Raw genomic sequence first — 22,686 nt, 5'->3', positions numbered from 1 at the left:
GGGAGAGGGATCAGGGGTAGAACAGATAAATGCGGTAGCCCGATGCGGCCGGCTGGGCCAGCTCGAAGGTCAGCTTGATCTGTTGCTCGCCTTCGCCGGCCAGGCCGCTGTCGACCAGTTTCGCCGAGGCAAGGTACTCGCGCGGCGTGAAGACGCGGCGCGTGATGGCTTTTTCGTCGCCGTCGTTGAGCGTGAGTTCCAGATAAGGCCATGCCTGCGCGCCATAGCCGCGGTTGCGCAGCAGCGCCGACAAGGTATAGATGTTCTGATTGGGCGGTACCAATTGCAGTTCGCTTGAGTCCAGCACCAGTTGGTCGATGCTGGTTGGCAGGCCCACGGAGCAATGCAACGGTGCGCAGGCAGCAGCCAGCAACGGCCGCGTCGACGGCAGCCAGGCGGCGATGGTGTTGCGCCAGACATAGGTCGCCTGCAGCAGCAGCGCGATGCCGAGGATGACGGCGCCGACGATCATGGCGACGCGGACGATCCGGCCCAGGCGTTCGCGACGTTCGGCTTTCTGAACGAAGGCGGGAGCGTCTTCGTCGTCTTCTGCCTCCTCAGTTTCTTCCTCTTCAGGTTCTTCTTCCGTGCCGGCTTCTTGGTGAGCTCGCTGTTTCGGCGTGACAATCGCTGCCGCTTCAGTCTCCGTTTCGGCAGCGCCGGCGTCGGTCAGCGTGACGGAAGAGGTTTGAGGAACCGGGTACGACAAGGCCTGTGTCAGCGTGTTGATGCTGGCATCTGGTGCGGCAATCGGCGCTGCCGTGTCAGCAGAGGCCGACGCCGTTGTGGGCGAACCCGGCAACGGAAACGAAGCAGCCGGCGCCGGTTCGGGTGCGATTTCTTGCGGGGCTGGAGAGGAGGCCGCGTCCGGCGTTTCGTTCTTCTGCACGGGCTGCGCACCCCAGGGGGCATCGTTGGTTTCCGCTGCGATGCTGGCGAAGGCGGCGGACAGATTGGCCGTGGCCATCCATGGCGGCGGCGCTGCGGGCGCGGATGATTCGGTCGCAGCGGGCGTCGGGACAGTCGCAGCCTGCACAGGCTGCACCGGCGGCGAGCCGGGCAAAGGCGGCCAGCCGAGCGGCGCATGCGGTTCTGCGGATTCAGTGGAGCGAGGGGCGGCAGTCGGCGGCGCGACCACCAGTTGCTGGGCGATTTCCGGCGCGACCAGATGGTCGTTGCCGTTGAAGACTTCCTTGCACGTGCCGCAGCGGACCAGGCCGCCGCGCAGTTTGAGCTGATCTTGGGCGACGCGGAATGTCGTCTGGCAGAAGGGACATTGGGTCGCCAGCGCCATCAGCGGACCTCGTCGGGGGCTATGCAGGCCGGAGGTAATCCGGCGCTGCCGTATCGGCGATGGGCGAGGCCGCGCTGCATGCTTACACCGTCGGCGCGCGGCCGGCCAGAGCGACCCAGCCTTCGTGCTCGGCCCACACGCTCAGTTCGAGGTAGGGCGCATAGGCGGCGATGACGTCCTGTGCCTGGCGATCGAGCACGCCCGACAGCACCAGCGAACCGCCCGGCGCCACGCGACCGGCCAGCATCGGCGCCATCAGTTGCAGCGGGCCGGCCAGGATGTTGGCGACCACGATGGCGAAGGTCTGGCTTTCGGGATAGCTGCGGACGAAAGCTTCCGGCAGGTGATATTCGATGTCCTCGCAGGCGTTGCGCTCGCTGTTGAAGCGCGCCGATTCCAGCGCTTGCGGATCGATGTCGACGCCGATTACGTGTTCAGCGCCGAGCTTCTTGGCGACCAGCGCCAGGATGCCGGAACCGCAGCCGTAGTCGAGCACCGTCGCAGCATTGACTGCATGCTGCTCCAGCCATTCCATGCACAGACGGGTGGTCGGATGGCTGCCGGTGCCGAAGGCCAGGCCGGGGTCGAGCTCCAGCACCAGCGCATCAGGTTCCGGTGCATCGTGCCAGCTCGGCACCACCCAGATACGTTTGCCGATGTGGATCGGCTCGAATTGCGATTGCGTCAGGCGCACCCAGTCTTGCTCTTCCACCGAACGCAAGGCGAACGGCAGGGCGAAGTCCAGGCCGATGGCCTTGGCGGCGTCGTTGACGATCGTGGCGTGATCGGCATCGACGTCGGCCAGAGCGACCACGCGGCTGCGTTCCCACGCCGCTTCGGTCGGCTCCATGCCGGGCTCGCCAAACAGCGGCTGCTCGGCGACGGTGCCTTCGTCGGCGTCTTCCACCGAAACCGACAGCGCGCCGGACTCCATCAAGGCGTCGGAGAGCGCCTCCGCCTGGTCGCGCGTGACTTGAATGACAATTTCGGTCCAGCCCATCGGTTTCTTTGCCTTTACTTCTTCAACTTATTTCTTCAACTTACTTCTTCGCCGGCTTGTCCGCCGTCGGCGAGGTTGGACGCTCCGACAGCTTGTGCTCGAGATAGTGGATGTTGGTGCCGCCTTCGATGAAGCGGGCATCGACCATCAGTTCGCGGTGCAGCGGGATGTTGGTCGAAATGCCTTCGACCACCATTTCCGACAGCGCGATCTGCATGCGGCGGATTGCCTGCTCGCGGGTCGAACCGTAGGAGATCACCTTGCCGACCATCGAATCGTAGTTCGGCGGCACGAAGTAACCGGCGTAAGCATGCGAATCGACGCGGATGCCGGGACCGCCCGGCACGTGCCATGCAGTCAGGCGACCTGGCGACGGCGTGAACTTGAACGGGTCTTCCGCATTGATGCGGCATTCGATCGCATGGCCCTTGAGTTCGATGTCGCGCTGGCGGTAGCGCAGCTTTTCGCCGAAGGCGATGCGGATCTGCTCCTGCACGATGTCGACGCCGGTGATCATCTCGGTGACCGGATGTTCGACCTGCACGCGGGTGTTCATTTCGATGAAGTAGAACTCTTCGTTTTCGTACAGGAACTCGAAGGTGCCGGCGCCGCGGTAGTTCATCTTGCGGCAGGCTTCGGCGCAGCGTTCACCGATCTTCTCGATGATCTTGCGCGGGATGCCAGGCGCCGGCGCTTCTTCGATGACCTTCTGGTGGCGGCGCTGCATCGAGCAATCACGCTCGCCCAGCCAGATGGCTTGCTTGTGTTCGTCGGCGAGGATCTGGATTTCCACGTGACGCGGATTTTCCAGGTACTTCTCCATATAGACTTCCGGATTGCCGAAGGCGGCGCCGGCTTCCGTCTTGGTCATGGTGACGGCGTTGATCAGCGCTGCCTCGGTATGCACCACGCGCATGCCGCGGCCACCGCCGCCGCCTGCCGCCTTGATGATGACCGGATAACCGATCTTGCGTGCAGCCTGCACGATCTCTTTCGGATTGTCGGGCAAGGCGCCTTCCGAGCCTGGCACGCACGGCACGCCGGCGCGGATCATGGCCTGCTTGGCCGACACTTTGTCGCCCATCATGCGGATGTTTTCGGGGCGCGGGCCGATGAAGACGAAGCCGGATTTCTCGACGCGCTCGGCGAAGTCGGCGTTTTCCGACAGGAAGCCGTAGCCCGGATGGATCGCCTGGGCGTCGGTCACTTCGGCGGCGCTGATGATGGCCGGCATGTTCAGGTAGCTGAGCGCGGAAGGAGCCGGGCCGATACAGACCGATTCGTCCGCCAGCTTCACGTACTTCGCCTCGCGGTCCGCTTCGGAGTGCACGACCACGGTCTTGATGCCCATTTCACGGCATGCGCGCTGGATACGGAGAGCGATTTCGCCACGGTTGGCGATAAGGATTTTTTCAAACATATGAGGGATGTGCGTCGCCAATAGTCAAGCGTTTACAAACAGATAACCAGATCCGCCCCGGATGGCCGGCGTATCCGCCTGCCGCGATCTTGCGCAGGCAGGCGCGCCGGACATGCATCCGTATTCTGGCAGGATTAGCCGATCACAAACAGTGGTTGACCGAATTCGACCGGTTGGCCGTTTTCAACCAGGATCTGCTTGATCACGCCGGCCTTGTCGGCGTCGATTTCGTTGAGCAGCTTCATTGCTTCGATGATGCAGATGGTCTCGCCTTCCTTGACTTCCTTGCCGACTTCGACGAACGCCGGAGCGCCTGGTGCGGAAGAGCGGTAGAAAGTGCCGACCATCGGCGACTTGACGATGTGGCCTTCCGGTGCGGCAGGCGCGACCGGTGCTGCAGCGGCAGCCGGGGCAAGCGGCGCGGCGCCGGCTTGCAGGTGTTGCGCATACGCAGCCTGCGGCTGCATCATCACGACCTGGTTTTGCGCTGTGGCAGACGACTTGACGATGCGGACCTTGCTCTCGCCTTCAGTCACTTCCAGCTCTTCGATGTCAGATTCCGCGACCAGATCGATCAGGGTTTTGAGTTTCCGTAAATCCATGTGAATTCCTCAGTATTAAATAGGGATATAACTAGTTGATTGGGCCACCATCGGCGCACGCTGCATGCAACATGGCAATGCTGATGGAAAAGAGTGGGACAGTATCCTTATGGCTGCAGCAGCAGGTGATCAATCGCCAGCCGGTAACCATCGACGCCGAAGCCGCACAACACAGCTTTGGCGATGCCGGAAAGATAGGAAAAGTGTCGGAATTCCTCGCGCTGGTGGATATTCGAGATATGCACTTCAACAAAAGGAATGGCCACGCCCGCCAGCGCATCGCGCAATGCCACGCTGGTATGGGTGAGTCCACCCGGATTGATCACGATGGCGTCCACGCCTTCCTTGCGGGCGGCATGGATGCGGTCGATCAGCGCACCTTCGTGGTTGCTCTGGAACGCGCTCAGGCGCGCACCGGCTTTGCTTGCTTGCGCAGCCGCACGCTGCTCGATGTCAGCCAGGGTGGTCGATCCGTAGACTTCAGGCTCCCGCGTGCCCAGCAGATTCAGGTTGGGCCCATTGAGGAGGAGAAGGTTTATTGCCATGGAGATAAAGCTCCGTTTGACGACGATGCGCGCATTTTGCCGTCAAATGCCTTCATTTGGCAAGAAAAACTTTATTTACATGTTTTTGAGGGAGGCCAGGTCGCGGCGCAGCTCATCAAAATTCAGGCGCCCAAGATAGACCTTTTTCAGGTTGCCGTCCAGTCCCACCAGGACCGTGAAGGGGAGACCGCCGGCCTGATTGCCGAATTGACGCAGCAGATCGGTGGCGCCGGTGCCGGCAACGTAGAGAGGATAATAGATATGGAATTTTTCCGCAAACTGCGCGATGTTCTCCTGGGAATCGACGCCGATGCCGATGATTTGCACCGGCGCGACTTCCGCCTGCAAGGCCGCCAGTTCCGGCATTTCCTCAACGCAAGGGGCGCACCAGGTGGCCCAGAAGTTGATGATCAGCGGCTTGCCTTTCCATTGCGACAAGGCCTGGGGCTTGCCGGCGGCGTCGGGCATGGTCTGCGCAAACAGGTTGGCGACGGCGCGCGCTTCCGGCGTCGGCGGGGTGGCCTGGGTCTGAGCCTGTTTGTGGCTGGTATAGACGCCGACGCCGGCGGCGAGGATCGCAATCAGCACAAACAGCAGGTAATTTCGCTTTTTCATGAGTCTTCTTCCACGATGAGACGTCGAACTGCGTCGATATCGGCGCGTTCGGTGCGCTTACCGGATGCCGTCCGCACCCCGCCGCGCAGGTCGTCGACATCATACACGGCCAGGTGCACGCCTTCCGGCGCCCGGCCTTTTTGCGGCAGCAGGAAGCTCAGCGTTTCCACCACCGCCTGGCCGCCCTTGAAATGATTGCTTTCGCTGACTTCGAAGTTGACGTTCTTGTTCAACAGGTAAATCTCGACGTCCTTGGCGCTGGACGTAAATAATTGCAAATGGATGTCCGAATGCTCGCCGGCGGTGCCGTTAAGCACGGCGCCGGTCAGGTAGGGATTGAAGCGCGCAAGTTCTTCCATCACCTGCACCGCCAGTTGCCGCAAGTGCAACAATCGGGCCGGCTGGGTGTCGCCGAAGAACAATTCGTTATACGCGCGCACTTCGTCTTCGATCTGCGCGTTATCGGGCAGGATCTCGCCACGCGCCTTGGCGTCGCCCAAAATCTGGCGCGCCGCCTTGCGCTTGGCGCTGGCGTAGTCGGCGCCGTCTTCGGCGATCATGCGGGCGGCTGCCGCGGCGATTTCCGCGCGCAGGAGTTCAATGTCGGTCAGATGCATGGCCGCAATAATACTCTGAGCGTGCAGTTATCGCCCGGCGAGGCCGTCCGCTCAGGTAAAATCTCGGGATTCCTTATCAAGATTCACTATGCACATTCACATCCTCGGCATTTGCGGCACTTTCATGGGCGGTCTGGCGGTTCTGGCGAAAGAAGCCGGCCACAAGGTCACCGGCTGCGATGCCAATGTCTACCCGCCGATGAGCACCCAGCTGGAGGCGCAAGGCATCGAGCTGATCCAGGGGTTTGATCCGGAGCAGGTCCAGTTGCAACCCGATTTGTTTGTCATCGGCAACGTGGTCTCGCGCGGCAACCCGCTCATGGAAGAAATTCTCAATCGCGGCCTGCCTTATGTATCCGGCCCGGAATGGATGGGCAACCACATCCTGCGCGACAAATGGGTGCTGGCAGTGGCCGGCACGCACGGCAAGACCACCACCTCGGCCATGCTGGCCTGGATCCTCGAAGACGCCGGTTACGCGCCGGGCTTCCTGATCGGCGGCGTGCCGATGAACTTCGGCATTTCCGCGCGCTTGTCCGGCGTCAAGAATGGCAAGAAGGAAGACTCCATCTTCTTCGTCATCGAAGCCGACGAGTACGACACCGCTTTTTTCGACAAGCGCAGCAAGTTCGTGCACTACCACGCCAAGACCGCGATCCTGAACAACCTGGAATACGATCACGCCGACATCTTCCCCGATCTGACGGCGATCGAAACCCAATTCCATCATCTGGTGCGTACCGTGCCCGGCATCGGCCGGCTGGTCGTCAACGGCCGCGAACCGGCGCTGGAGCGCGTGATTGCGCGCGGCTGCTGGAGCGAGCATGAAAACTTCGGCGTCAACACTGATCAACCCGGCTGGTCGCTTGAGACACACGACGACGGCAGCTTCGACATCGGCTTCAACGGCGCGCCGCAAGGCACGGTCAACTGGTCGCTGACCGGCGAGCACAACCGCATGAACGCGCTGGCGGCAATCGCTGCCGCACGCCACGTCGGCGTGCCGGCCGCGCAGGCGATCGCCGCGCTGGAAAAGTTTGAAAACGTCAAACGCCGCATGGAGCTGCGCGGCACGATCAACGGCATCGCCGTCTACGACGACTTCGCCCATCATCCGACCGCCATTACCACCACGGTGGCCGGCCTGCGCAAGAAGGTCGGCAAGGATGGTGGCGGGCGCATCCTCGCCGTGCTCGAGCCGCGCTCCAACACCATGAAGCTGGGCACCATGAAAGACGCCTTGCCGGCCAGCCTGACGGATGCCGATCTGGTGTTCGGTTACGGCGCCAAGGGCTCCGGCAAGGAAGCCCTGGGGTGGGACCTAGCGCAAGCGCTGTCGCCGCTGGGCGAGAAGGCCCGCGCCTTCGATGACCTCGGCGCGCTGGTGCAGGCCATCAAGCAGGCTGCGCGTCCGGGCGACCATGTGCTGGTCATGAGCAACGGCGGTTTCGGCGGCGTCCATCAGAAGTTGCTGGACGCGCTGGCATGATTTTGTATCTGCACGGCTTTCGTTCGTCGCCGCATTCTTTCAAGGCGCGCCACATGGCCGAGCGTCTGCAGGCATTGGGGCGCGCCGATGAGTACTACTGCCCGCAACTGCCGGCTTCGCCCGCCGAAGCGATCCGGTTGGCGTTGAACTACGCTGAACAATTTCCACCGGAACAGCTGACCGTGATCGGCTCCTCGCTGGGCGGCTTCTATGCCACCTGGCTGGCCGAGCGCCTCGGTTGCCGTGCGGTGCTGCTCAATCCCGCCGTCAAACCACCGCGCGATCTGGAATCCTACGTCGGCGTGACCACGCACTACCATTCCGACGAGCCGTTCGAATTCAAGCACGCCTATATCGATGAGTTGCGCGCGTTGGCGGTGGACAAGATCACCCGGCCCGAACGTTATTTCCTGATCGCCGCCACCGGCGACGAAGTGCTGGATTGGCGCGAGATGGTGGCGCATTATCCCGGCGCACAGAAAACCGTAATCCAGGGCAGCGACCATGGCATCGCCGAATTCGCCGACCATGCCGACAGCGTGCTGGCGTTCTGCGGCATCTCGCTCGATCCGATGAATGCCTTGCAAGACGGCGGCAAGGCGCTAAGCTGATGATGAAGAAGACCCACGCGCATTGGTTCGACCATGCCAATGCGCTGCAACCGGCGCCGCTGCTGCGTGCATGGCTGACCGATCCCGGTTCGATGACGTTCAAGCTGCGCGCCCGCTGCAATGAATTGCGCGTGCTGCGCCTGCGTCAGCGTCCCGGCAATGCGCAAGCCGACGAGGCTGGCTTCCTCGGTCTGGCGACACCGCGCCAGCCGGTCGAAGAACGCGACGTGATTCTGTATTGCGACGGCGAACCGGTGATCTTCGGACATACGGTGACGCCGCTGGCGTCGGCCTCGGCGTGGCCGTTCTTTCGCCATCTCGGTGTACGACCGTTGGGCGCGAGTCTGTTTTCCGATCCGCTGGTCACGCGCGCGCCGCTGCAGTACGCGCGCCTGCATGCCAATCATCCGCTGGTGCGCCGTATCGGCACCGTGATTGATCTTCATTCCAAGTTGCCGCCTCAGCTTCCGCTGTATGCGCGCCGCTCCCTGTTCCGTCGCCACGGCAGCGTCATGCTGGTGACCGATGTTTTTTTACCCGCCCTCAGCAAACTGATGGCATTGAATACGCAAGCAAGCACCCGATGAATTTATTTTTTGAAGAATCCGGCGATTTCAAGGCTGGCGCCGTGCTGTCGCAGCAAGGCGAGGCCTATCAGGTCGAAATGGCTTCCGGCAAGCGCACCAAGGTCAAGTCCAAGGACGTGATGCTGCAATTCGCATCGCCGGCTCCGGCCCAGTTGCTGGAAGACGCGCAAGTTATCCTGCAGGACATCGACCTCGATTTTCTGTGGGAAGTCGCGGGCGAAGACGAGTTCGGTTTCGCCGAGCTGGGCACTGAGTATTTCGGCCACGCGCCGTTGCCGCACGAAGCGGCCGGCCTGTTGCTACGGCTACATTCTGCTCCGATTTATTTTTACAAGAAGGGCAAGGGCCGCTACAAGGCGGCGCCGCTGGCTTCGCTGCAGGCGGCTCAGGCCGGCCTGGAAAAGAAGAAGCAGCAGGCACTGGTGCAGGCGCAATACGTCGACGAGCTGAAGGCCGGCAAGTTGCCGGATGCCTTTAAGCCGCTGGCGTTGACCTTGCTGTTCCGTCCCGACAAGAACAGCATCGAATTCAAGGCCCTCGATGCCGCCTGCAAGGAACTGCAGACCACGCCGCAACGCCTGATGCTGCAAACCGGCGGGCTGGCTTCGCCCAAGGATTTGCATTACGCCAAATTCCTGTTCGAGTTCTTCCCGAAAGGCAGCGGCTTCCCTGAAGTGACGATCCCGACCGTACCCAAAGATCTGCCGCTGGCCGACGTGCAGGCGTTCTCCATCGACGACGTCACCACGACCGAGATCGACGATGCCTTGTCGGTGGTCAGACTGGCCGACGGCAGCGTCCGCGTCGGCATCCACATCGCCGCGCCCGGTCTCGGCATCAAGCGTGACGACGCACTCGATGCGATCGCCCGCCATCGCATGTCGACCGTCTACATGCCGGGTGAAAAGATCACCATGTTGCCGGACTCGCTGGTCGAAGCCTTCACGCTCGACGAAGGCAAGAACTGCCCGGCGCTGTCGCTGTACGCCACGCTCAATCCGGCCGACTGGTCGGTGATCTCGACCGAGACGCGCGCGGAGATCGTGCCGATTTCGGCCAACCTGCGCCACAACGATCTCGACGCGCTGGTCACCGAAGAAGCGCTGGCGAACAACAGCGGCGAGTATCCGCACAAGGACGATATCACGCTGCTGTGGCAGTGGGTGCAAGTGCTGGAACAGGGCCGCATGGCCAAGCGCGAGAGTTTCGGCCTGCGTCCGGAGCAGAACAACCGCGTCGATTTCAACTTCTACGTCGACAACGACGTCGTCACCATCACGCGCCGCAAGCGCGGTGCGCCGCTCGACAAGATCGTCGCCGAGCTGATGATCTTCGCCAACAGCACCTGGGGCAAGTTCATGGCCGACCACGGCGTGCCGGGCATCTACCGCGCACAGGGCGGCGGAAGTGGTGGCGGGGGCGGCTGGGCTGCCAAGATGCAGGTACGCATGGTCACGCACGCCGCACCGCATCAGGGGCTGGGTGTGGACCAATATGCGTGGAGCACCTCGCCGCTGCGCCGCTATACCGACCTGGTCAATCAGTGGCAGATCCTGGCCTGTCTCGAGCATGGCGTGACCGCACCGCTGGCGGCGCCGTTCAAGCCGCGCGACGCCGACTTGTTCGCCATCGTCTCCGGTTTCGACTCGGCGTATTCCGGCTATGCCGACTTCCAGTCCGGCATGGAACGCTACTGGTGCCTGCGCTGGCTGGCGCAAGAAGAAGCGCGCCAGGTCGACGCCGTCGTGCTCAAGGACGAAATCCTGCGCCTGGTCGACATCCCGCTGGTGATTCGTTTGCCGGGCATGCCGCAGGTTGCGCGCGGCCTGCAGGTCAAACTGGATCTGTTGCGCTGGGATGAAGTCGACCTGACCGTGGAAGCACGCCTGCTCGACATCCCGACCGCACAACCGGCTGCCGACGCGGAACAAATGGACGAAGAAGAAGAGGCTTTGCTCGACGGCATGGAGAATGCTGCCGACGGCGCCGAGGAGCCTGTTGCTGAGGGGGCTGACGAGGCTGAACCTGCCGCCGGCGATCAAACCGCAGGCACGCCTTCCGCTGCGGAATGAGCCGGTCTTTGTCGTAAAATCGCGTTTTAATCTGGTTCATGCGCCTGTGAAATTTTTTGCTGAAAACCGCTTCCTGACCATTGCCCTCGCCGGGTCCGTGCTGGTGCACGCGGCCCTGCTGGCGGTGCGGTTTGCCGCGCCGGATGCGTTCCGTCTGAAGCCGGCCGATCCCGGGCTGGAAGTGATCCTGGTCAACGCCAAGCACGACAAGGCGCCGGTCAAGGCCGATGCGATTGCGCAGGCCAACCTCGACGGCGGCGGCAACGCCAACCAGGGCCGCGCCAAGTCGCCCTTGCCGGACATGCGCAAGGTCGAGACCGGCGACAGCGTCAAGGCAGCGCAGCGCAAGGTGGCCGAGCTCGAAGCGCAGCAGCAGAAAATTCTGGCGCAGATGAACAAGAAGGCGCCCGTGGTTGCCACGCCCGAGCGCGAGCCGCACAAGGAAGTGCAGCCGCAGTTGAACGCCAAGGACCTGCTCGACACCGCCAAGGCGGTCGCGCGCATGGAAGCCGAGGTTGCCAAGAACATCGAGGAATACAACAAGCGGCCGAAGAAGACCCAGATCACCGCGCGCACGCGTGAAGCCGGCTACGCGATGTATTACAAGGCCTTGCAGGAAAAGATCGAAAAGATCGGCACGCTGAATTTCCCGCAGCGGGACGGCAAGAAGCTGTACGGCGAGCTGGTGATTTATATTCCGGTGTACCAGGACGGCAGCATTTACGACAAGGAAGGCGGCGTGCGCGTCGAACGCAGTTCCGGCAACCTGGCGCTGGACGCAGCGGCGCTGACCATCGTGCGGCGCTCGGCGCCGTTCGGCCGCTTCCCCGACAACATGCGCACCACCGGCGGCAAGGACGACATCTGGGAAGTCATCACGCGCTTCCGCTTCACGCGTGAAGAGACGTTGCAGACCGACCTGAGCAGTTCCAATTAAGAATAGAAGAACACAAGAAGGCAGGTACCACCATGGATGCATACGTTGTCATCGGCAATCCGATTGCCCACAGCAAATCGCCTGAAATCCATGCGCAGTTTGCCGCGCAGACCGCTCAGCAACTGAGCTACGAGCGCCTGCTGGCGCCGCTGCAAGGCTTCAAGGCGGCGGTCAAGGTGTTCATCGCCAACGGCGGCAAGGGTGCCAACGTCACGGTGCCGTTCAAGCTCGACGCCCATGCGCTGGCCGATCGCCTGACCGAGCGCGCGCGCCTGGCCGGCGCGGTCAATACACTCAAATTCGAGGACGGCGTGATTCTCGGCGACAACACCGACGGCGCCGGGCTGGTGGCGGACATCGTGCATAACGCCGGCGTATCGCTGGCCGGCAAACGGGTGTTGCTGCTGGGGGCGGGCGGCGCCGCGCGCGGCGCGCTGTTGCCGTTACTGGAGCAACAACCGGCCGCGCTGACCATCGCCAATCGCACCCACGCCAAGGCGCAGGAACTGGCCGCGCAATTCGCCGAATTCGGCAAGCTTGAGGCGGCCGAATTCACTTCCTTGCAAGGCAGTTTCGACGTCATCATCAACGCCACCTCCGCCAGCCTCGATGCCGACGTGCCGCCACTGCCGGCGAGCGTGTTTTCCGGTGCCACGCTGGCCTACGACATGATGTACGGCAAGCAGCCCACGGTGTTCATGGAGTTTGCCCATCGCCACGGCGCGGTCACGCGCGATGGTCTCGGCATGCTGGTGGAGCAGGCTGCTGAAGCCTTCTTTTTGTGGCGCGGCGTGCGGCCGGAAACCGCCGAGGTCTTCCGCGCGTTGCGCCAGCAACTCGGGCAACAGGAAAATCGCGCGAGGAAATAGTGAAGCGACCGCTTGCAGCTTTGCCCGCCACCGACTAGGCTTGTCCGAATCACGCCAAACACTCCATATAACAACATCAGAAAATGAAGCTCCTGCGCAAGCTGTTCCTGTGGCTGATCGTATTGCCGGTCACCTTGCTGTTCCTGCTGCAACTGTATTTCTTCGTGCAGATCTGGTGGTGGGTCGACCACAATCCCGACTCCACCAGCTTCATGCGCCAGCAATTGTCGCTGCTGCAGGAAAAGAATCCCAATGCGCAGCTGCAATTCAAGTGGGTGCCGTACAACCGTATTTCCAACAACCTCAAGCGCGCCATCATTGCGTCGGAGGATTCCAACTTCTCCGAGCACGAAGGCGTGGACTGGGACGCGCTGCAAAAGGCCTACGAAAAGAACACCAAGAAGGGCAAGGTGGTCGCCGGCGGCTCGACCATTACCCAGCAGCTGGCCAAGAACCTGTTCCTGTCGGGCGAGCGCAGCTACCTGCGCAAGGCGCAGGAATTCATCATCACGTACATGCTTGAGTTCCTGATGAACAAGCAACGCATCTTCGAGATCTACCTCAACGTGGTGGAGTGGGGCAATGGCGTGTTCGGCGCCGAAGCCGCGTCGCTGCATTACTACGGCGCGCCCGCCGCCAATCTTGGCCCCAGCCAGGCTGCACGGCTGGCGGTGATGCTGCCGCGGCCGCGTTTTTACGACAAGAATCCCGGTTCGGCTTACCTCGCCAATCGTACCGGCCTGATCCTGCGCCGCATGAACGGCGCCGAGCTGCCGCCGGTCAAACCGGTGGAAAAGCCCGTGGCCAAGCCCGCCGCAAAGCCTGCGTCGAAGAAATAACGCCTCGGGCTGCTGCTGCAGCAGGAACTTGCTTGCCTGCCGTGGAGCTAAAACGTACACTTGCGTTCGTTTCGCGGGCGGCCCCATTGCGGTGGATGTCGATTCAATAAGTTTCTGCAATCCGGCCGCACCGGAGTGTTGTTGGCGGCGCCAAACCTATGCCCGCATCTTCAGTCGTCTTGTCCTGATCCTGACAGTGAGATCACATGATTAATGTTTTTGTTTTGCAGAACGGTCGACTGAACCAGGTCAACATCGACAGCCGCAGTGATCTGGAAACGATCGCGCCGGTCTGGGTCGACCTGACCGAGCCGACTGACGAGGAGCGCGACTGGGTCAAGAGCATTTACGGCGTGACGCTGCCCGACGAAGACGAATTCAGTGACATCGAAGCGTCGGCGCGTTATTTCGAAGCCGAGAACGGCGACCTGCATCTGCGTACCGACTTCCTGTTTGAAGGTGACGACGACACCTCGGCCACCATGACGGTGGCCTTCATCCTGGCGCGCAACATCCTGTTTTCCATGCATGCCGAAGACTTGCCGGTGTTCCGCCTGGTGCGCATGCGCGCCCGCTCGCGACCCGGTTCGATCGGCGACTACCGCGACGTGCTGCTGGACTTGTACGAAACCGATGCCGAGTATTCCGCCGACGCGCTCGAAGGTATTTACCAGAAGCTCGAAACGGTCAGCCACAGCGTGCTCAAGAAAAGCCTGTCCGACCAGGCCGCCGCCGAAGTGCTCAACGCCATCGCCCACGAAGAAGATTTGAACGGCCGCATCCGCCGCAACATGATGGATACGCGCCGCGCGGTCAGTTTCCTGATGCGTGGCCGCCTGCTCAGCTCGGACCAGTTCGAGGATGCGCGCCAGATTCTGCGCGACATTGAATCGCTGGACGGCCACACCGCCTTCCTGTTCGACAAGATCAACTTCCTGATGGACGCCACCGTCGGCTTCATCAACATCAACCAGAACAAGATCATCAAGATCTTCTCGGTGGCCTCGGTCGCCTTCCTGCCGCCGACACTGATCGCCAGCATCTACGGCATGAACTTCGACTGGATGCCGGAGCTGCATTGGGCCGGCGGCTATCCGGTGGCGATCGTGATGATGATCGCCTCGGCGATCGCGCCGTTCTGGTATTTCCGCCGGCGCGGCTGGTTGAACTGATTTCTCTCTTCAGGGCAGCGTATTGAGCGTCTTCCAGCTGCCTTGCTCCGCACGATACAAGGTGTAAGGCGGCGCCGCCAGGCTGCCGTCGGCGGCGAACGAGATCGTCCCGGACAACCCATTGAATTTCATCTGATGCAGGATCGGCGACAGCAGGCGCGGATTGGTCGAGCCTGCACGTTTCATCGCTTCGACCAGCATGTCGACCGCGTCGTAGGCGAACCAGGTCTGCGGTATCAGTGGTGAGGTGTATTTCTCGCGATACGCCTGTTCCAGTCGCTTGAAGTTCGGCACCTTCTCCACCGGATTGCCGTTGACCAGCACCAGCGTGCCTTCCGGATATTCCTCGGTCTTGCGCGGAAAGAGCGGGTTGATGGCGCCGCCGGCCAGCAACAATCGGGTTTGCAGGCCTAGCCGGCGCAAGCGCGTGGCAAAGGCGTTGGTCTGCGGCGCCACGCCCGCGAAGAACACTAGGTCGGCGCCGCTGCTGGTGATCTTGGCGATGGCCGCATTGAAATCCGAACTCTTTGCGTTGATTTTTTCACTCTCGACGACCTGGCCTCCCTGGCGCGACACTGCAGTCAAGAAGCCGCGCGCGAGGGCCTTGCCCAGCAGGGTGTCATTGTCGATCAGCATGATGCGCTTGGCGCGCAGCACCTTGATGGCGGTTTCCGCCAGGTATTGCGCGGTGTACTCGCTATGACCGAGCAGCTGGAACACGGTTGAATAACCGAGCTGCGTGAATTCGCGTCCGGCCGCAGTCGGCGACAGTTGCGCCACGCCGGCCTCGTTGTAGATTTTGGCGGCAGCAATGCTGGCGTCGGTGGTGAGGTGCCCGATCACGCCGACTACGCCTGCCGCGACGGCGGCGCGGGCATTGATGACAGCCAGGTTGAGATCGTTCTTGTCGTCCGCCAGGAATAACTTCAGCTGGACGTTTTTATCGCCGATGCGCAAGCCTTGCGCGTTGATCCGGTCCACCGCAAATTGGGCGGCGTCGCGGGTGCTTTCGCCGCGCGGAATCGTCATCGGTCCGATGACACCGATCAGTACGGTCTGGGAAATTGCATCTGCGGCAGCCGCGTTTGCCGTGGTCGTCATGACGGCACAAACTGCAACAGCCCACCGAATCAAAAACGTGCGAAGCATCTGATCTCCCCGGGAACGCTGACCGAACAATGATCTTGTATCCGGAACCTACCGTTCATGTCGCAGAGAAGACGGGCTTTAGATATGCTCTTCAGGGTTTCCGGCTTGTCTCCGGGAAAGATTGTGCAGCGCCGGCGGGCGCTTTCTGCGGGGAATGTCTGACAAGGATTTGAGCGCTTCTCCGATGTTGCAGTCCGGCATGTTGATCAACAATACGTCTACACAGCCCGCCTGTACAGCCACGCCGCATGCGCGCTTCCCGACAGCAAGACACACCAAGGACTTCGGCAATGAAACATCATTACATCTCCCTGCTCGCCATCGGCTTGAGCATGCTGGCCCTGCTGAATGGCTGTGCCGGCCCGGATTACCGTTCGCAGCCCAACAATGCGGGTGCGCCGCCGCCTTCGTATTCGTATAACGCCACCGGCGTCATTGAAGCCATTGACGTGGCGCATGAAAACAGCAGCGGCGTCGGCGGCACGCTGATCGGCGGCGCAGTGGGCGGCTTGCTGGGCAATCAGATCGGCAGCGGTTCGGGACGGACTGCGGCAACCGTCGCAGGCGCGGTCGGCGGCGCCGTCGTGGGCAATCAGGTGCAGAAGAATCATGGCGGACGCGAGGTCTACAATATCCGCGTACGCATGAATGACGGTTCTACCCAGACCTTCGCGCAGGACAGCGCCGGCGATCTGCGCATCGGCGATCGCGTGCGCCTGGACGGCGGCCGGGTGTATAGGTATTGACTAAGTCCGGGGCAGTGAACTTGTTACTGCATTACTGCGCCGGATAAAGACCGCCCAGCACGCGCAAACCGCGCGCTCCGGTGACGGCAGGCAGATTGCCCGGCAGGCGCAGGCAAAAGCGTTGCGCCAGCCAGGCAAAGGCCAAGGCCTCCACATGATTGGGCGCCACTCCCAGCACTTCCGTCGACATGACCGGAATCGTGCGACTTGCGCCGGCTTGCAAGGCCTGCGCCAGCAACTCCAGCAAATATCCGTTGTAAGCACCGCCGCCGCAGACATACAGCGCCGCGGTCTCAGGTGCGTGCGCGACGATGGCATCAGCGATGGTGGTCGCTGTGAAAGCGGTCAGCGTCGCCTGCACGTCGGACGGCGGCAGCTGCGTGAAACCCTGCAGACGCTGTTCCAGCCATTCGACATGGAACAGGTCGCGGCCGGTGCTCTTGGGCGGCGGTAACGCGAAATAGGCATCGCTGCGCAAGGTCGCCAGCAAGGCCGCATCAACTTTTCCGGACGCGCCCCAGGCGCCGTCGGCGTCATAGCTTCGGCCTTGGTGGCGAGCGATCCACGCATCCATCAATACATTGCCGGGACCGGTGTCGAAGCCTGACGTGGCGGCTTGCTTGCCGGCCGGCAGGATGCTGATGTTGCTGATGCCGCCGATGTTGACCGCCACGCGCATCTCGTCGTCGCTGCCGAACACCGCCTGGTGGAAGGCCGGCACCAGCGGCGCTCCCTGGCCGCCGGCGGCGACGTCGCGACTGCGAAAGTCGGCGATGACGTCGATCCCGCACAGTTCGGCCAGCAGGCTGGGGTTGTTGGTCTGGCGTGTATAGCCGAGTTCGGGGCGATGACGGATGGTTTGACCGTGCACGCCGACGGCGCGGATATAGGCTGCCGGGATCGCGCTCTTTTCCAGCAGTTGCGCCACGCATTGGGCGTAGTAATTGGCCAACTGGTTGGCCGCCAATGCTTCGCGCTGCAATTCATTCTCGCCGTTGGCCTGCAGCGCCATCAACGCCGCACGCAAATCTTCGGGGAAGGGCACGTAGGCCGTCGCCAGCGTCGCCATCGGTTGGTCGTCGTCCGGCAGCGAAGCCAGCACGCCGTCGACGCCATCGAGGCTGGTGCCCGACATCAGGCCGATATACAGGGAAGAGGAAGCGGAGCGTTGCAGCGAAGAGAGTTCGGCGGACATAAAAAAACCGGTGATGGAGTCGCTGCAATTTTACAGCGATTCCATCACCGGCTTTGCGGTTCGGAAGTCCGGTTTAGCGCGACGCCAGCGTCACGTTGCCGTTCTCACCGGCCGGACGCAGCAGCGACAGGCGACGGTTCATGTCGGTCGAGACCGCGCGGAAACGGGCCATTTGGCCGCCGCCCAGCGGTTGCGCATTCGGCACGTCAACCGACAGCGGATTGCGCGGCACGTTGCTGACTCGGAATTCGTAGTGCAGGTGCGGGCCTGTAGCCCAGCCGGTCATGCCGACGAAGCCGATCACTTCACCCTGGCTGATCTTGTCGCCCTTGCGCAGGCCGGTGGCGAAGCGGCTCATGTGGCCGTACGCGGTGGAGTAATTGTTCCAGTGCTTGATCACGACGATGTTGCCGTAGCCGTTTTGCTTGCCGACGAAATCAACCACGCCGTCACCCGATGCATGGATCGGGGTGCCGGTCGGCGCCGCAAAGTCGACGCCGGTGTGCTGTTTCCAGATGCCGAGGATAGGGTGCACGCGCATCGAGAAGCCCGATGAAATACGCGTGAAGGCAAGTGGCGACTTGAGGAAGGCCTTCTTCAGCGACTTGCCGTCGAACGAGTAATAACCGCCGCCGATCTTGCTGCCCGGTTCGTCGAACCAGACCGCCTGGTAGGTATTGCCGGCGTTGCTGAACTCGCCTGCCAGCACGCGGCCGGTGCGCACCGGCTCGCCGTTGTTGTAGAAGGTTTCATAGACCACGTTGAAGCGGTCGCCGCGGCGCAGGTCGGACGCGAAGTTGATGTTGGTGGAGAACATGTCGACCAACTGGGTCGCCACGCTGTCCGGGATCTGCGCATTGTCGGTCGCCGCGAACAGCGACGAGCGGATCTGGCCGGAGCGCATTTCGACGCGGCGTTCCAGCACGGCCGGCGCGGTGCTGGCCTTGAAGCTGTCGCCGCTGCGTTCGATCACGAGGTTGTTGACCGCTTGACCGTCGCGGCCGTCGCTCAGCGTGGCCGTCAGCTGTTGCAGCTCGCCGTCTTCGGACGTGCGCGCCATGACGCGCTTGCCGGCGCGCAATTGCATGACCGCGCGGGCCAGGGTGTCGGACTTGATGAAGTTGGCGGCGGCTTCGTCGTCCACGCCCAGGCGTGTCAGCAAGGTCGCCAGCGTGTCGCCGGAACGGACTTTTTCTTCATTGACGTAAAACTCTTCGCGGTCTGCCAGTTGCGCGATCTGCTGTTGCAAATCAGGCAAGGCCAGGTCCTTGACGATGGCGTGAACCGGTGCATCGGAGGTGTCCGGCTCGGCCGGGGCGAAGCCGGCGGCGCCGATCGTGAAGGCGCCGAGGAACAGGGCGCCGGCGGACAGGATCTTGGTCTTGCGGGAAGAGCCGTGGAATTTCTCTTGGCAGAAGAGGTGGGTGGTGCGGTACAGGGAGGCGGCGCGCGCGAATTTATCTTTAGGGAACATGCAATACGTTAAAATCTACCGTTTACGCTTGTTCCGAATCCTGTTGCAGGATGGCAATGCAGTTGGCGGATCGTTCCGCGCTGCCGGCAGATGAAACATGTGCCGGCCAACCAGGTTGCCATTCAACCGCAAGCATCGTCAATGACTCCCCGATGACGCACGCTTTTTACAGATTCTCGACAGGCGATGAATGCTAAATTCTCTGCTGATTGCGCTTCTAAATGGCGTGCGGCAGAAAGACGAAAGCGCGATTATAGCAAAGCGTCAATCCGGTACTGTCCTACAAAAGCCTATTTTTTAGTTATATCAATGACCGCCGAACAATCCACCCCACACGTCCCCCAAGCCCCCCTGCCCCTGTCCGATAAAGTCCAGGAAGCGCTGGCCATCACCAAGCGCGGCGTCGATGAGTTGCTCATCGAAAGCGAATTTGCGCAAAAACTGGCGCGCGCCGAAAAGAGCGGCCAACCACTGCGCATCAAGCTGGGCCTGGATCCGACTGCACCCGACCTGCATCTGGGCCACACCGTGGTGCTCAACAAGATGCGCCAGTTGCAGGATCTCGGTCACAACGTGATCTTCCTGATCGGCGATTTCACCTCGATGATCGGCGACCCGTCCGGCCGCAATGCGACCCGCCCACCGCTGACGCGCGAGCAGATCGAAGTCAACGCCAAGACCTATTTCGCCCAGGCCAGCCTGGTGCTGGATGCAGCGAAGACCGAGATCCGTTACAACTCCGAATGGTGCGATCCGCTCGGCAGCCGCGGCATGATCCAGCTGGCCTCGCGCTACACCGTGGCGCGCATGATGGAGCGCGACGATTTCACCAAGCGCTTCAAGGAAGGCACGCCGATTTCGGTGCATGAATTCCTGTACCCGCTGATGCAGGGCTATGACTCGGTCGCGCTGAAGTCCGACCTCGAGCTGGGCGGCACCGACCAGAAGTTCAACCTGCTGGTGGGGCGCGAGCTGCAGAAGGATTTCGGCCAGGAGCCGCAATGCATCCTGACCATGCCGCTGCTGGAAGGCCTGGACGGCGTCGACAAGATGTCCAAGTCCAAGAACAACTATATCGGCATCACCGAACCGGCCAACACCATGTTCGCCAAGGTGATGAGCATTTCCGACGTGATGATGTGGCGCTATTACGAGCTGTTGTCGTTCCGCTCGATCGCCGATATCGCCGGCTTCAAGGCAGACGTCGCCGCCGGCAAGAATCCGCGCGACATCAAGGTCGCGCTGGCGCAGGAAATCGTCACGCGCTTCCACTCGCAGCAGGCCGCTGAGGACGCGCTGGCCGATTTCGTCAACCGCTCCAAGGGCGGCATTCCGGACGATGTGCCGGAAGTCAGTCTGACCGGCGCGCCGCTGGGCATCGGTCAATTGCTCAAACAGACCAACCTGTGCGCCTCGACTTCGGAGGCCTTGCGCATGGTGGAGCAGGGCGGCGTGCGCATCGACGGCACGGTGATCAGCGACAAGGGTCTGAAGGTTGAAGCCGGCGTGTTCGTGGTGCAGGTCGGCAAACGCAAGTTCGCCCGCGTTACCTTGTCGCAATGACAGCTACAACAATAGCGACAGTGGCAGCGTCATGATCGGATTGTTGCAACGAGTCCGCAAAGCTGATGTCGTAGTGGAAGGCGAGCAAGTCGGCGCCATCGGCTCCGGCCTGATGGTGCTGGTCTGCGCTGAACGCGGCGACACCGTCAAGGAAGCCGACGCGCTGCTGACCAAGCTGTTGGCCTATCGCGTGTTTGCCGACGACGCCGGCAAGATGAACCGCAGCGTGATCGACGTGCAGGGCGGCTTGCTGCTGGTGCCGCAATTCACGTTGGCGGCCGACACCCGCTCCGGTACGCGGCCGTCGTTCACGCCGGCTGCACCGCCGGCGGAAGGCAAGCAACTGTTCGACCATTTCGTTACGCAGGCGAAAGCTCGCCACGGCGTGGTCGAGACCGGCCGTTTCGGCGCCGACATGCAGGTCTCGCTGACCAATGACGGGCCCGTTACATTCTGGCTGCAGGTCGGCGGTAAATGAGACCAGTAGCGGTCTGACGATATTCCCAGGCATTTGATGGCATTCAATAGCAGGTTGATTTTCAAAGGAGAGCACACATGAAACTCTGGAGCGATTCTTTTCAGGACGGCGCAGTCATTCCGGGCGAATTCGCCTTTGCCGTATCCGATCCCAAAAACCACGTAGCCCTGTCGTCCAACAAAAACCCGCACCTGGCCTGGAGCGATCTGCCTCCAGGAACCAAGTCGCTGGTGCTGGTGGTCCACGATCCTGACGTACCGTCGCGCGGCGACGACGTCAACCAGGAAGGCAAGACCGTGCCGGCCGATCTGCCGCGCGTTGATTTCTTCCACTGGACGCTGGTCGATATTCCGGCCGGCGTCGCCGAACTGGCTGCGGGGCAATTCAGCAGCGCCGTCACCACGCGCGGCAAGGCCGGTCCGGCGATCCCCGGCGATCCGCTGTCGGGCGCGCGCCACGGCCTCAACGATTACACCAGCTGGTTCGCCGGCGATGGCGACATGAGCGGCGACTACTTCGGTTACGACGGCCCCTGCCCGCCGTGGAACGACGCGATCGCGCACCGTTACATCTTCACGCTGTACGCCATCGACCAGGAACAACTGACCGTCACGGGCAAGTTCACCGGCACCGACGTGCACAACGCACTGCAAGGCCATGTGCTGGCGCAGGCCGCCATCACCGGCACGTACACGCTCAATCCCGACCTGATCAAGTAACATCGCCATGACTGCCACGCCCGCCACGCACACCACGACTGACATCCTGCTGATCCGCCACGGTGAAACCGACTGGAACGTCGACAAACGGCTGCAAGGCCACATCGACATTCCGCTCAACGCCGAAGGGCAGCGGCAGGCGGCGGCGCTGGGTCGGGCGCTCGGCAACGAGCCGCTCGACGCGATCTACGCCAGTGACCTGCAACGTGCGCGCGATACGGCGCAAGCGGTTGCCACGCTGCAGGGCAAGGACGTGCACATCGATGAAGCCTTGCGCGAGCGTTGCTACGGCGGCTTCGAAGGCCTGCAGCATCACGACATCGCGCAACGCTATCCGCAAGACTACGCCGCCTGGAAAGCACGCGAACTCGATGCACGCTATCCGGCCGGCGAACGCGTCGCAGAGACCATGCGCGAATTCTCCGAGCGCGCCGTCGGTGCGGTCACGCGCCTGATCCGCCACAGCAACAGCCGGCAGCACCGCAAGATCGCCATCGTCACCCACGGCGGCGTGCTTGAATGCATCTATCGCTGGTCGCGCCAGACCGGCTTCGCGCACGCGCGCGACTTCGACATCTTCAACGCCGGCATCAACCGCATGCAGTGGGACGGCGAGCGCCTGCACATCACGCAATGGGCCGATGTGGCCCATTTGTCGGCGGATGTGCTTGACGAAGTGGATCGCTAAGTCTC

The 22,686-nt window shown here is 62.1% G+C and carries 23 protein-coding genes; 13 read left to right on the top strand and 10 right to left on the bottom strand.

What is annotated here, in order from left to right:
* Positions 1–10: 10 nt before the first annotated feature.
* The 7 genes from E4P32_RS18155 to E4P32_RS18125 all read right to left on the bottom strand — a co-directional run bounded on the left by E4P32_RS18155 (position 11) and on the right by E4P32_RS18125 (position 6,093).
* Positions 11–1,294 (bottom strand): DUF3426 domain-containing protein, encoded by a 1,284-nt coding sequence (locus tag E4P32_RS18155; protein WP_116436609.1) that lies wholly within the window; start codon positions 1,292–1,294, stop codon positions 11–13.
* A gap of 82 nt (positions 1,295–1,376) precedes the next feature.
* Positions 1,377–2,294: a 50S ribosomal protein L11 methyltransferase gene (gene prmA / locus E4P32_RS18150; protein WP_116436608.1), complete on the bottom strand. Its 918-nt coding sequence runs from the start codon at positions 2,292–2,294 to the stop codon at positions 1,377–1,379.
* A gap of 40 nt (positions 2,295–2,334) precedes the next feature.
* Positions 2,335–3,714 carry an acetyl-CoA carboxylase biotin carboxylase subunit gene (gene accC, locus E4P32_RS18145; RefSeq protein ID WP_116436607.1) on the bottom strand — a complete coding sequence of 460 codons (1,380 nt, stop codon included), beginning with the start codon at positions 3,712–3,714 and terminating at the stop codon, positions 2,335–2,337.
* 134 nt (positions 3,715–3,848) lie between these two features.
* On the bottom strand, positions 3,849–4,316 hold the full coding sequence (gene accB, locus E4P32_RS18140; protein WP_116436606.1) for an acetyl-CoA carboxylase biotin carboxyl carrier protein: 468 nt from the start codon (positions 4,314–4,316) through the stop codon (positions 3,849–3,851).
* A gap of 107 nt (positions 4,317–4,423) precedes the next feature.
* Complete coding sequence (gene aroQ, locus E4P32_RS18135) at positions 4,424–4,861, bottom strand: type II 3-dehydroquinate dehydratase (RefSeq protein ID WP_116436605.1); 438 nt, start codon at positions 4,859–4,861, stop codon at positions 4,424–4,426.
* 75 nt (positions 4,862–4,936) lie between these two features.
* Positions 4,937–5,476, bottom strand: coding sequence for a TlpA disulfide reductase family protein (locus E4P32_RS18130; RefSeq protein ID WP_116436604.1), 540 nt, complete (start codon positions 5,474–5,476; stop codon positions 4,937–4,939).
* Positions 5,473–6,093, bottom strand: a complete 621-nt coding sequence (locus E4P32_RS18125) for a hypothetical protein (RefSeq protein WP_116436603.1) — start codon at positions 6,091–6,093, stop codon at positions 5,473–5,475. Before E4P32_RS18125 ends, E4P32_RS18130 begins: the two co-directional genes overlap by 4 nt.
* A gap of 88 nt (positions 6,094–6,181) precedes the next feature.
* Between E4P32_RS18125 and mpl the strand changes: the two genes are divergently transcribed.
* The 8 genes from mpl (at position 6,182) to corA (ending at position 14,669) form a co-directional block, all read left to right on the top strand.
* Positions 6,182–7,582, top strand: coding sequence for a UDP-N-acetylmuramate:L-alanyl-gamma-D-glutamyl-meso-diaminopimelate ligase (mpl, locus tag E4P32_RS18120; protein ID WP_116436602.1), 1,401 nt, complete (start codon positions 6,182–6,184; stop codon positions 7,580–7,582).
* Positions 7,579–8,193, top strand: coding sequence for a YqiA/YcfP family alpha/beta fold hydrolase (locus E4P32_RS18115; protein WP_116436601.1), 615 nt, complete (start codon positions 7,579–7,581; stop codon positions 8,191–8,193). Before mpl ends, E4P32_RS18115 begins: the two co-directional genes overlap by 4 nt.
* Positions 8,193–8,780, top strand: a complete 588-nt coding sequence (locus tag E4P32_RS18110; RefSeq protein ID WP_348533517.1) for a chorismate lyase — start codon at positions 8,193–8,195, stop codon at positions 8,778–8,780. The genes E4P32_RS18115 and E4P32_RS18110 overlap by 1 nt, the downstream gene beginning before the upstream one ends.
* A complete protein-coding gene (locus E4P32_RS18105; protein WP_116436599.1) occupies positions 8,777–10,852 on the top strand; it encodes an RNB domain-containing ribonuclease in 2,076 nt (691 codons plus the stop codon). The genes E4P32_RS18110 and E4P32_RS18105 overlap by 4 nt, the downstream gene beginning before the upstream one ends.
* 46 nt (positions 10,853–10,898) lie before the next feature.
* A complete protein-coding gene (locus tag E4P32_RS18100; protein ID WP_116436656.1) occupies positions 10,899–11,789 on the top strand; it encodes a TonB C-terminal domain-containing protein in 891 nt (296 codons plus the stop codon).
* 32 nt (positions 11,790–11,821) lie between these two features.
* Positions 11,822–12,658 carry a shikimate dehydrogenase gene (aroE, locus tag E4P32_RS18095; protein WP_116436598.1) on the top strand — a complete coding sequence of 279 codons (837 nt, stop codon included), beginning with the start codon at positions 11,822–11,824 and terminating at the stop codon, positions 12,656–12,658.
* A gap of 83 nt (positions 12,659–12,741) precedes the next feature.
* On the top strand, positions 12,742–13,497 hold the full coding sequence (gene mtgA / locus E4P32_RS18090) for a monofunctional biosynthetic peptidoglycan transglycosylase (protein ID WP_116436597.1): 756 nt from the start codon (positions 12,742–12,744) through the stop codon (positions 13,495–13,497).
* Between the two features lie 206 nt (positions 13,498–13,703).
* Positions 13,704–14,669 carry a magnesium/cobalt transporter CorA gene (gene corA / locus E4P32_RS18085; RefSeq protein WP_116436596.1) on the top strand — a complete coding sequence of 322 codons (966 nt, stop codon included), beginning with the start codon at positions 13,704–13,706 and terminating at the stop codon, positions 14,667–14,669.
* 9 nt (positions 14,670–14,678) lie between these two features.
* Here the strand turns inward: corA and E4P32_RS18080 are convergent, their stop codons facing one another.
* A complete protein-coding gene (locus E4P32_RS18080; RefSeq protein ID WP_116436595.1) occupies positions 14,679–15,770 on the bottom strand; it encodes a branched-chain amino acid ABC transporter substrate-binding protein in 1,092 nt (363 codons plus the stop codon).
* A gap of 338 nt (positions 15,771–16,108) precedes the next feature.
* Between E4P32_RS18080 and E4P32_RS18075 the strand changes: the two genes are divergently transcribed.
* Complete coding sequence (locus E4P32_RS18075) at positions 16,109–16,564, top strand: glycine zipper 2TM domain-containing protein (RefSeq protein ID WP_116436594.1); 456 nt, start codon at positions 16,109–16,111, stop codon at positions 16,562–16,564.
* A 31-nt stretch (positions 16,565–16,595) separates the two neighbouring features.
* Here E4P32_RS18075 and E4P32_RS18070 read toward each other — a convergent pair whose 3' ends face one another.
* Positions 16,596–17,759 (bottom strand): anhydro-N-acetylmuramic acid kinase, encoded by a 1,164-nt coding sequence (locus tag E4P32_RS18070; protein ID WP_116436593.1) that lies wholly within the window; start codon positions 17,757–17,759, stop codon positions 16,596–16,598.
* Between the two features lie 73 nt (positions 17,760–17,832).
* A complete protein-coding gene (locus tag E4P32_RS18065; protein ID WP_116436592.1) occupies positions 17,833–19,233 on the bottom strand; it encodes a peptidoglycan DD-metalloendopeptidase family protein in 1,401 nt (466 codons plus the stop codon).
* A gap of 309 nt (positions 19,234–19,542) precedes the next feature.
* Here E4P32_RS18065 and tyrS point away from each other — a divergent pair, with 309 nt between their 5' ends.
* The 4 genes from tyrS (at position 19,543) to E4P32_RS18045 (ending at position 22,681) form a co-directional block, all read left to right on the top strand.
* Complete coding sequence (gene tyrS / locus E4P32_RS18060; RefSeq protein ID WP_116436591.1) at positions 19,543–20,796, top strand: tyrosine--tRNA ligase; 1,254 nt, start codon at positions 19,543–19,545, stop codon at positions 20,794–20,796.
* A 31-nt stretch (positions 20,797–20,827) separates the two neighbouring features.
* Positions 20,828–21,274, top strand: coding sequence for a D-aminoacyl-tRNA deacylase (gene dtd, locus E4P32_RS18055; protein ID WP_116436590.1), 447 nt, complete (start codon positions 20,828–20,830; stop codon positions 21,272–21,274).
* 77 nt (positions 21,275–21,351) lie between these two features.
* Entirely contained in the window at positions 21,352–21,993 is a 642-nt protein-coding gene (locus E4P32_RS18050; protein ID WP_116436589.1) for a YbhB/YbcL family Raf kinase inhibitor-like protein, read from the top strand.
* Between the two features lie 7 nt (positions 21,994–22,000).
* Positions 22,001–22,681 (top strand): histidine phosphatase family protein, encoded by a 681-nt coding sequence (locus E4P32_RS18045; RefSeq protein ID WP_116436588.1) that lies wholly within the window; start codon positions 22,001–22,003, stop codon positions 22,679–22,681.
* Positions 22,682–22,686: the final 5 nt, after the last annotated feature.

This window comes from Herbaspirillum sp. 3R11, from assembly GCF_004563925.1.
Taxonomy (GTDB): domain Bacteria; phylum Pseudomonadota; class Gammaproteobacteria; order Burkholderiales; family Burkholderiaceae_D; genus Herbaspirillum.
Note: the sequence above shows the minus strand (reverse complement) of the source record. Positions and strands in the feature narration are given on the sequence as shown.

Bases quoted from the DNA above. Each gene is read 5' to 3' on its own strand.
- mpl (WP_116436602.1), top strand. From the start codon at position 6,182: ATGCACATTCACATCCTCGGCATTTGCGGCACTTTCATGGGCGGTCTG.
- E4P32_RS18050 (WP_116436589.1), top strand. From the start codon at position 21,352: ATGAAACTCTGGAGCGATTCTTTTCAGGACGGCGCAGTCATTCCGGGC.
- E4P32_RS18125 (WP_116436603.1), bottom strand. From the start codon at position 6,093: ATGCATCTGACCGACATTGAACTCCTGCGCGCGGAAATCGCCGCGGCA.
- prmA (WP_116436608.1), bottom strand. From the start codon at position 2,294: ATGGGCTGGACCGAAATTGTCATTCAAGTCACGCGCGACCAGGCGGAG.
- E4P32_RS18075 (WP_116436594.1), top strand. From the start codon at position 16,109: ATGAAACATCATTACATCTCCCTGCTCGCCATCGGCTTGAGCATGCTG.
- E4P32_RS18105 (WP_116436599.1), top strand. From the start codon at position 8,777: ATGAATTTATTTTTTGAAGAATCCGGCGATTTCAAGGCTGGCGCCGTG.
- aroE (WP_116436598.1), top strand. From the start codon at position 11,822: ATGGATGCATACGTTGTCATCGGCAATCCGATTGCCCACAGCAAATCG.
- mtgA (WP_116436597.1), top strand. From the start codon at position 12,742: ATGAAGCTCCTGCGCAAGCTGTTCCTGTGGCTGATCGTATTGCCGGTC.
- E4P32_RS18045 (WP_116436588.1), top strand. From the start codon at position 22,001: ATGACTGCCACGCCCGCCACGCACACCACGACTGACATCCTGCTGATC.
- corA (WP_116436596.1), top strand. From the start codon at position 13,704: ATGATTAATGTTTTTGTTTTGCAGAACGGTCGACTGAACCAGGTCAAC.
- accC (WP_116436607.1), bottom strand. From the start codon at position 3,714: ATGTTTGAAAAAATCCTTATCGCCAACCGTGGCGAAATCGCTCTCCGT.
- dtd (WP_116436590.1), top strand. From the start codon at position 20,828: ATGATCGGATTGTTGCAACGAGTCCGCAAAGCTGATGTCGTAGTGGAA.
- E4P32_RS18110 (WP_348533517.1), top strand. From the start codon at position 8,193: ATGATGAAGAAGACCCACGCGCATTGGTTCGACCATGCCAATGCGCTG.
- E4P32_RS18130 (WP_116436604.1), bottom strand. From the start codon at position 5,476: ATGAAAAAGCGAAATTACCTGCTGTTTGTGCTGATTGCGATCCTCGCC.
- aroQ (WP_116436605.1), bottom strand. From the start codon at position 4,861: ATGGCAATAAACCTTCTCCTCCTCAATGGGCCCAACCTGAATCTGCTG.
- E4P32_RS18080 (WP_116436595.1), bottom strand. From the start codon at position 15,770: ATGACGACCACGGCAAACGCGGCTGCCGCAGATGCAATTTCCCAGACC.
- tyrS (WP_116436591.1), top strand. From the start codon at position 19,543: ATGACCGCCGAACAATCCACCCCACACGTCCCCCAAGCCCCCCTGCCC.
- E4P32_RS18070 (WP_116436593.1), bottom strand. From the start codon at position 17,759: ATGTCCGCCGAACTCTCTTCGCTGCAACGCTCCGCTTCCTCTTCCCTG.
- accB (WP_116436606.1), bottom strand. From the start codon at position 4,316: ATGGATTTACGGAAACTCAAAACCCTGATCGATCTGGTCGCGGAATCT.
- E4P32_RS18065 (WP_116436592.1), bottom strand. From the start codon at position 19,233: ATGTTCCCTAAAGATAAATTCGCGCGCGCCGCCTCCCTGTACCGCACC.
- E4P32_RS18155 (WP_116436609.1), bottom strand. From the start codon at position 1,294: ATGGCGCTGGCGACCCAATGTCCCTTCTGCCAGACGACATTCCGCGTC.
- E4P32_RS18115 (WP_116436601.1), top strand. From the start codon at position 7,579: ATGATTTTGTATCTGCACGGCTTTCGTTCGTCGCCGCATTCTTTCAAG.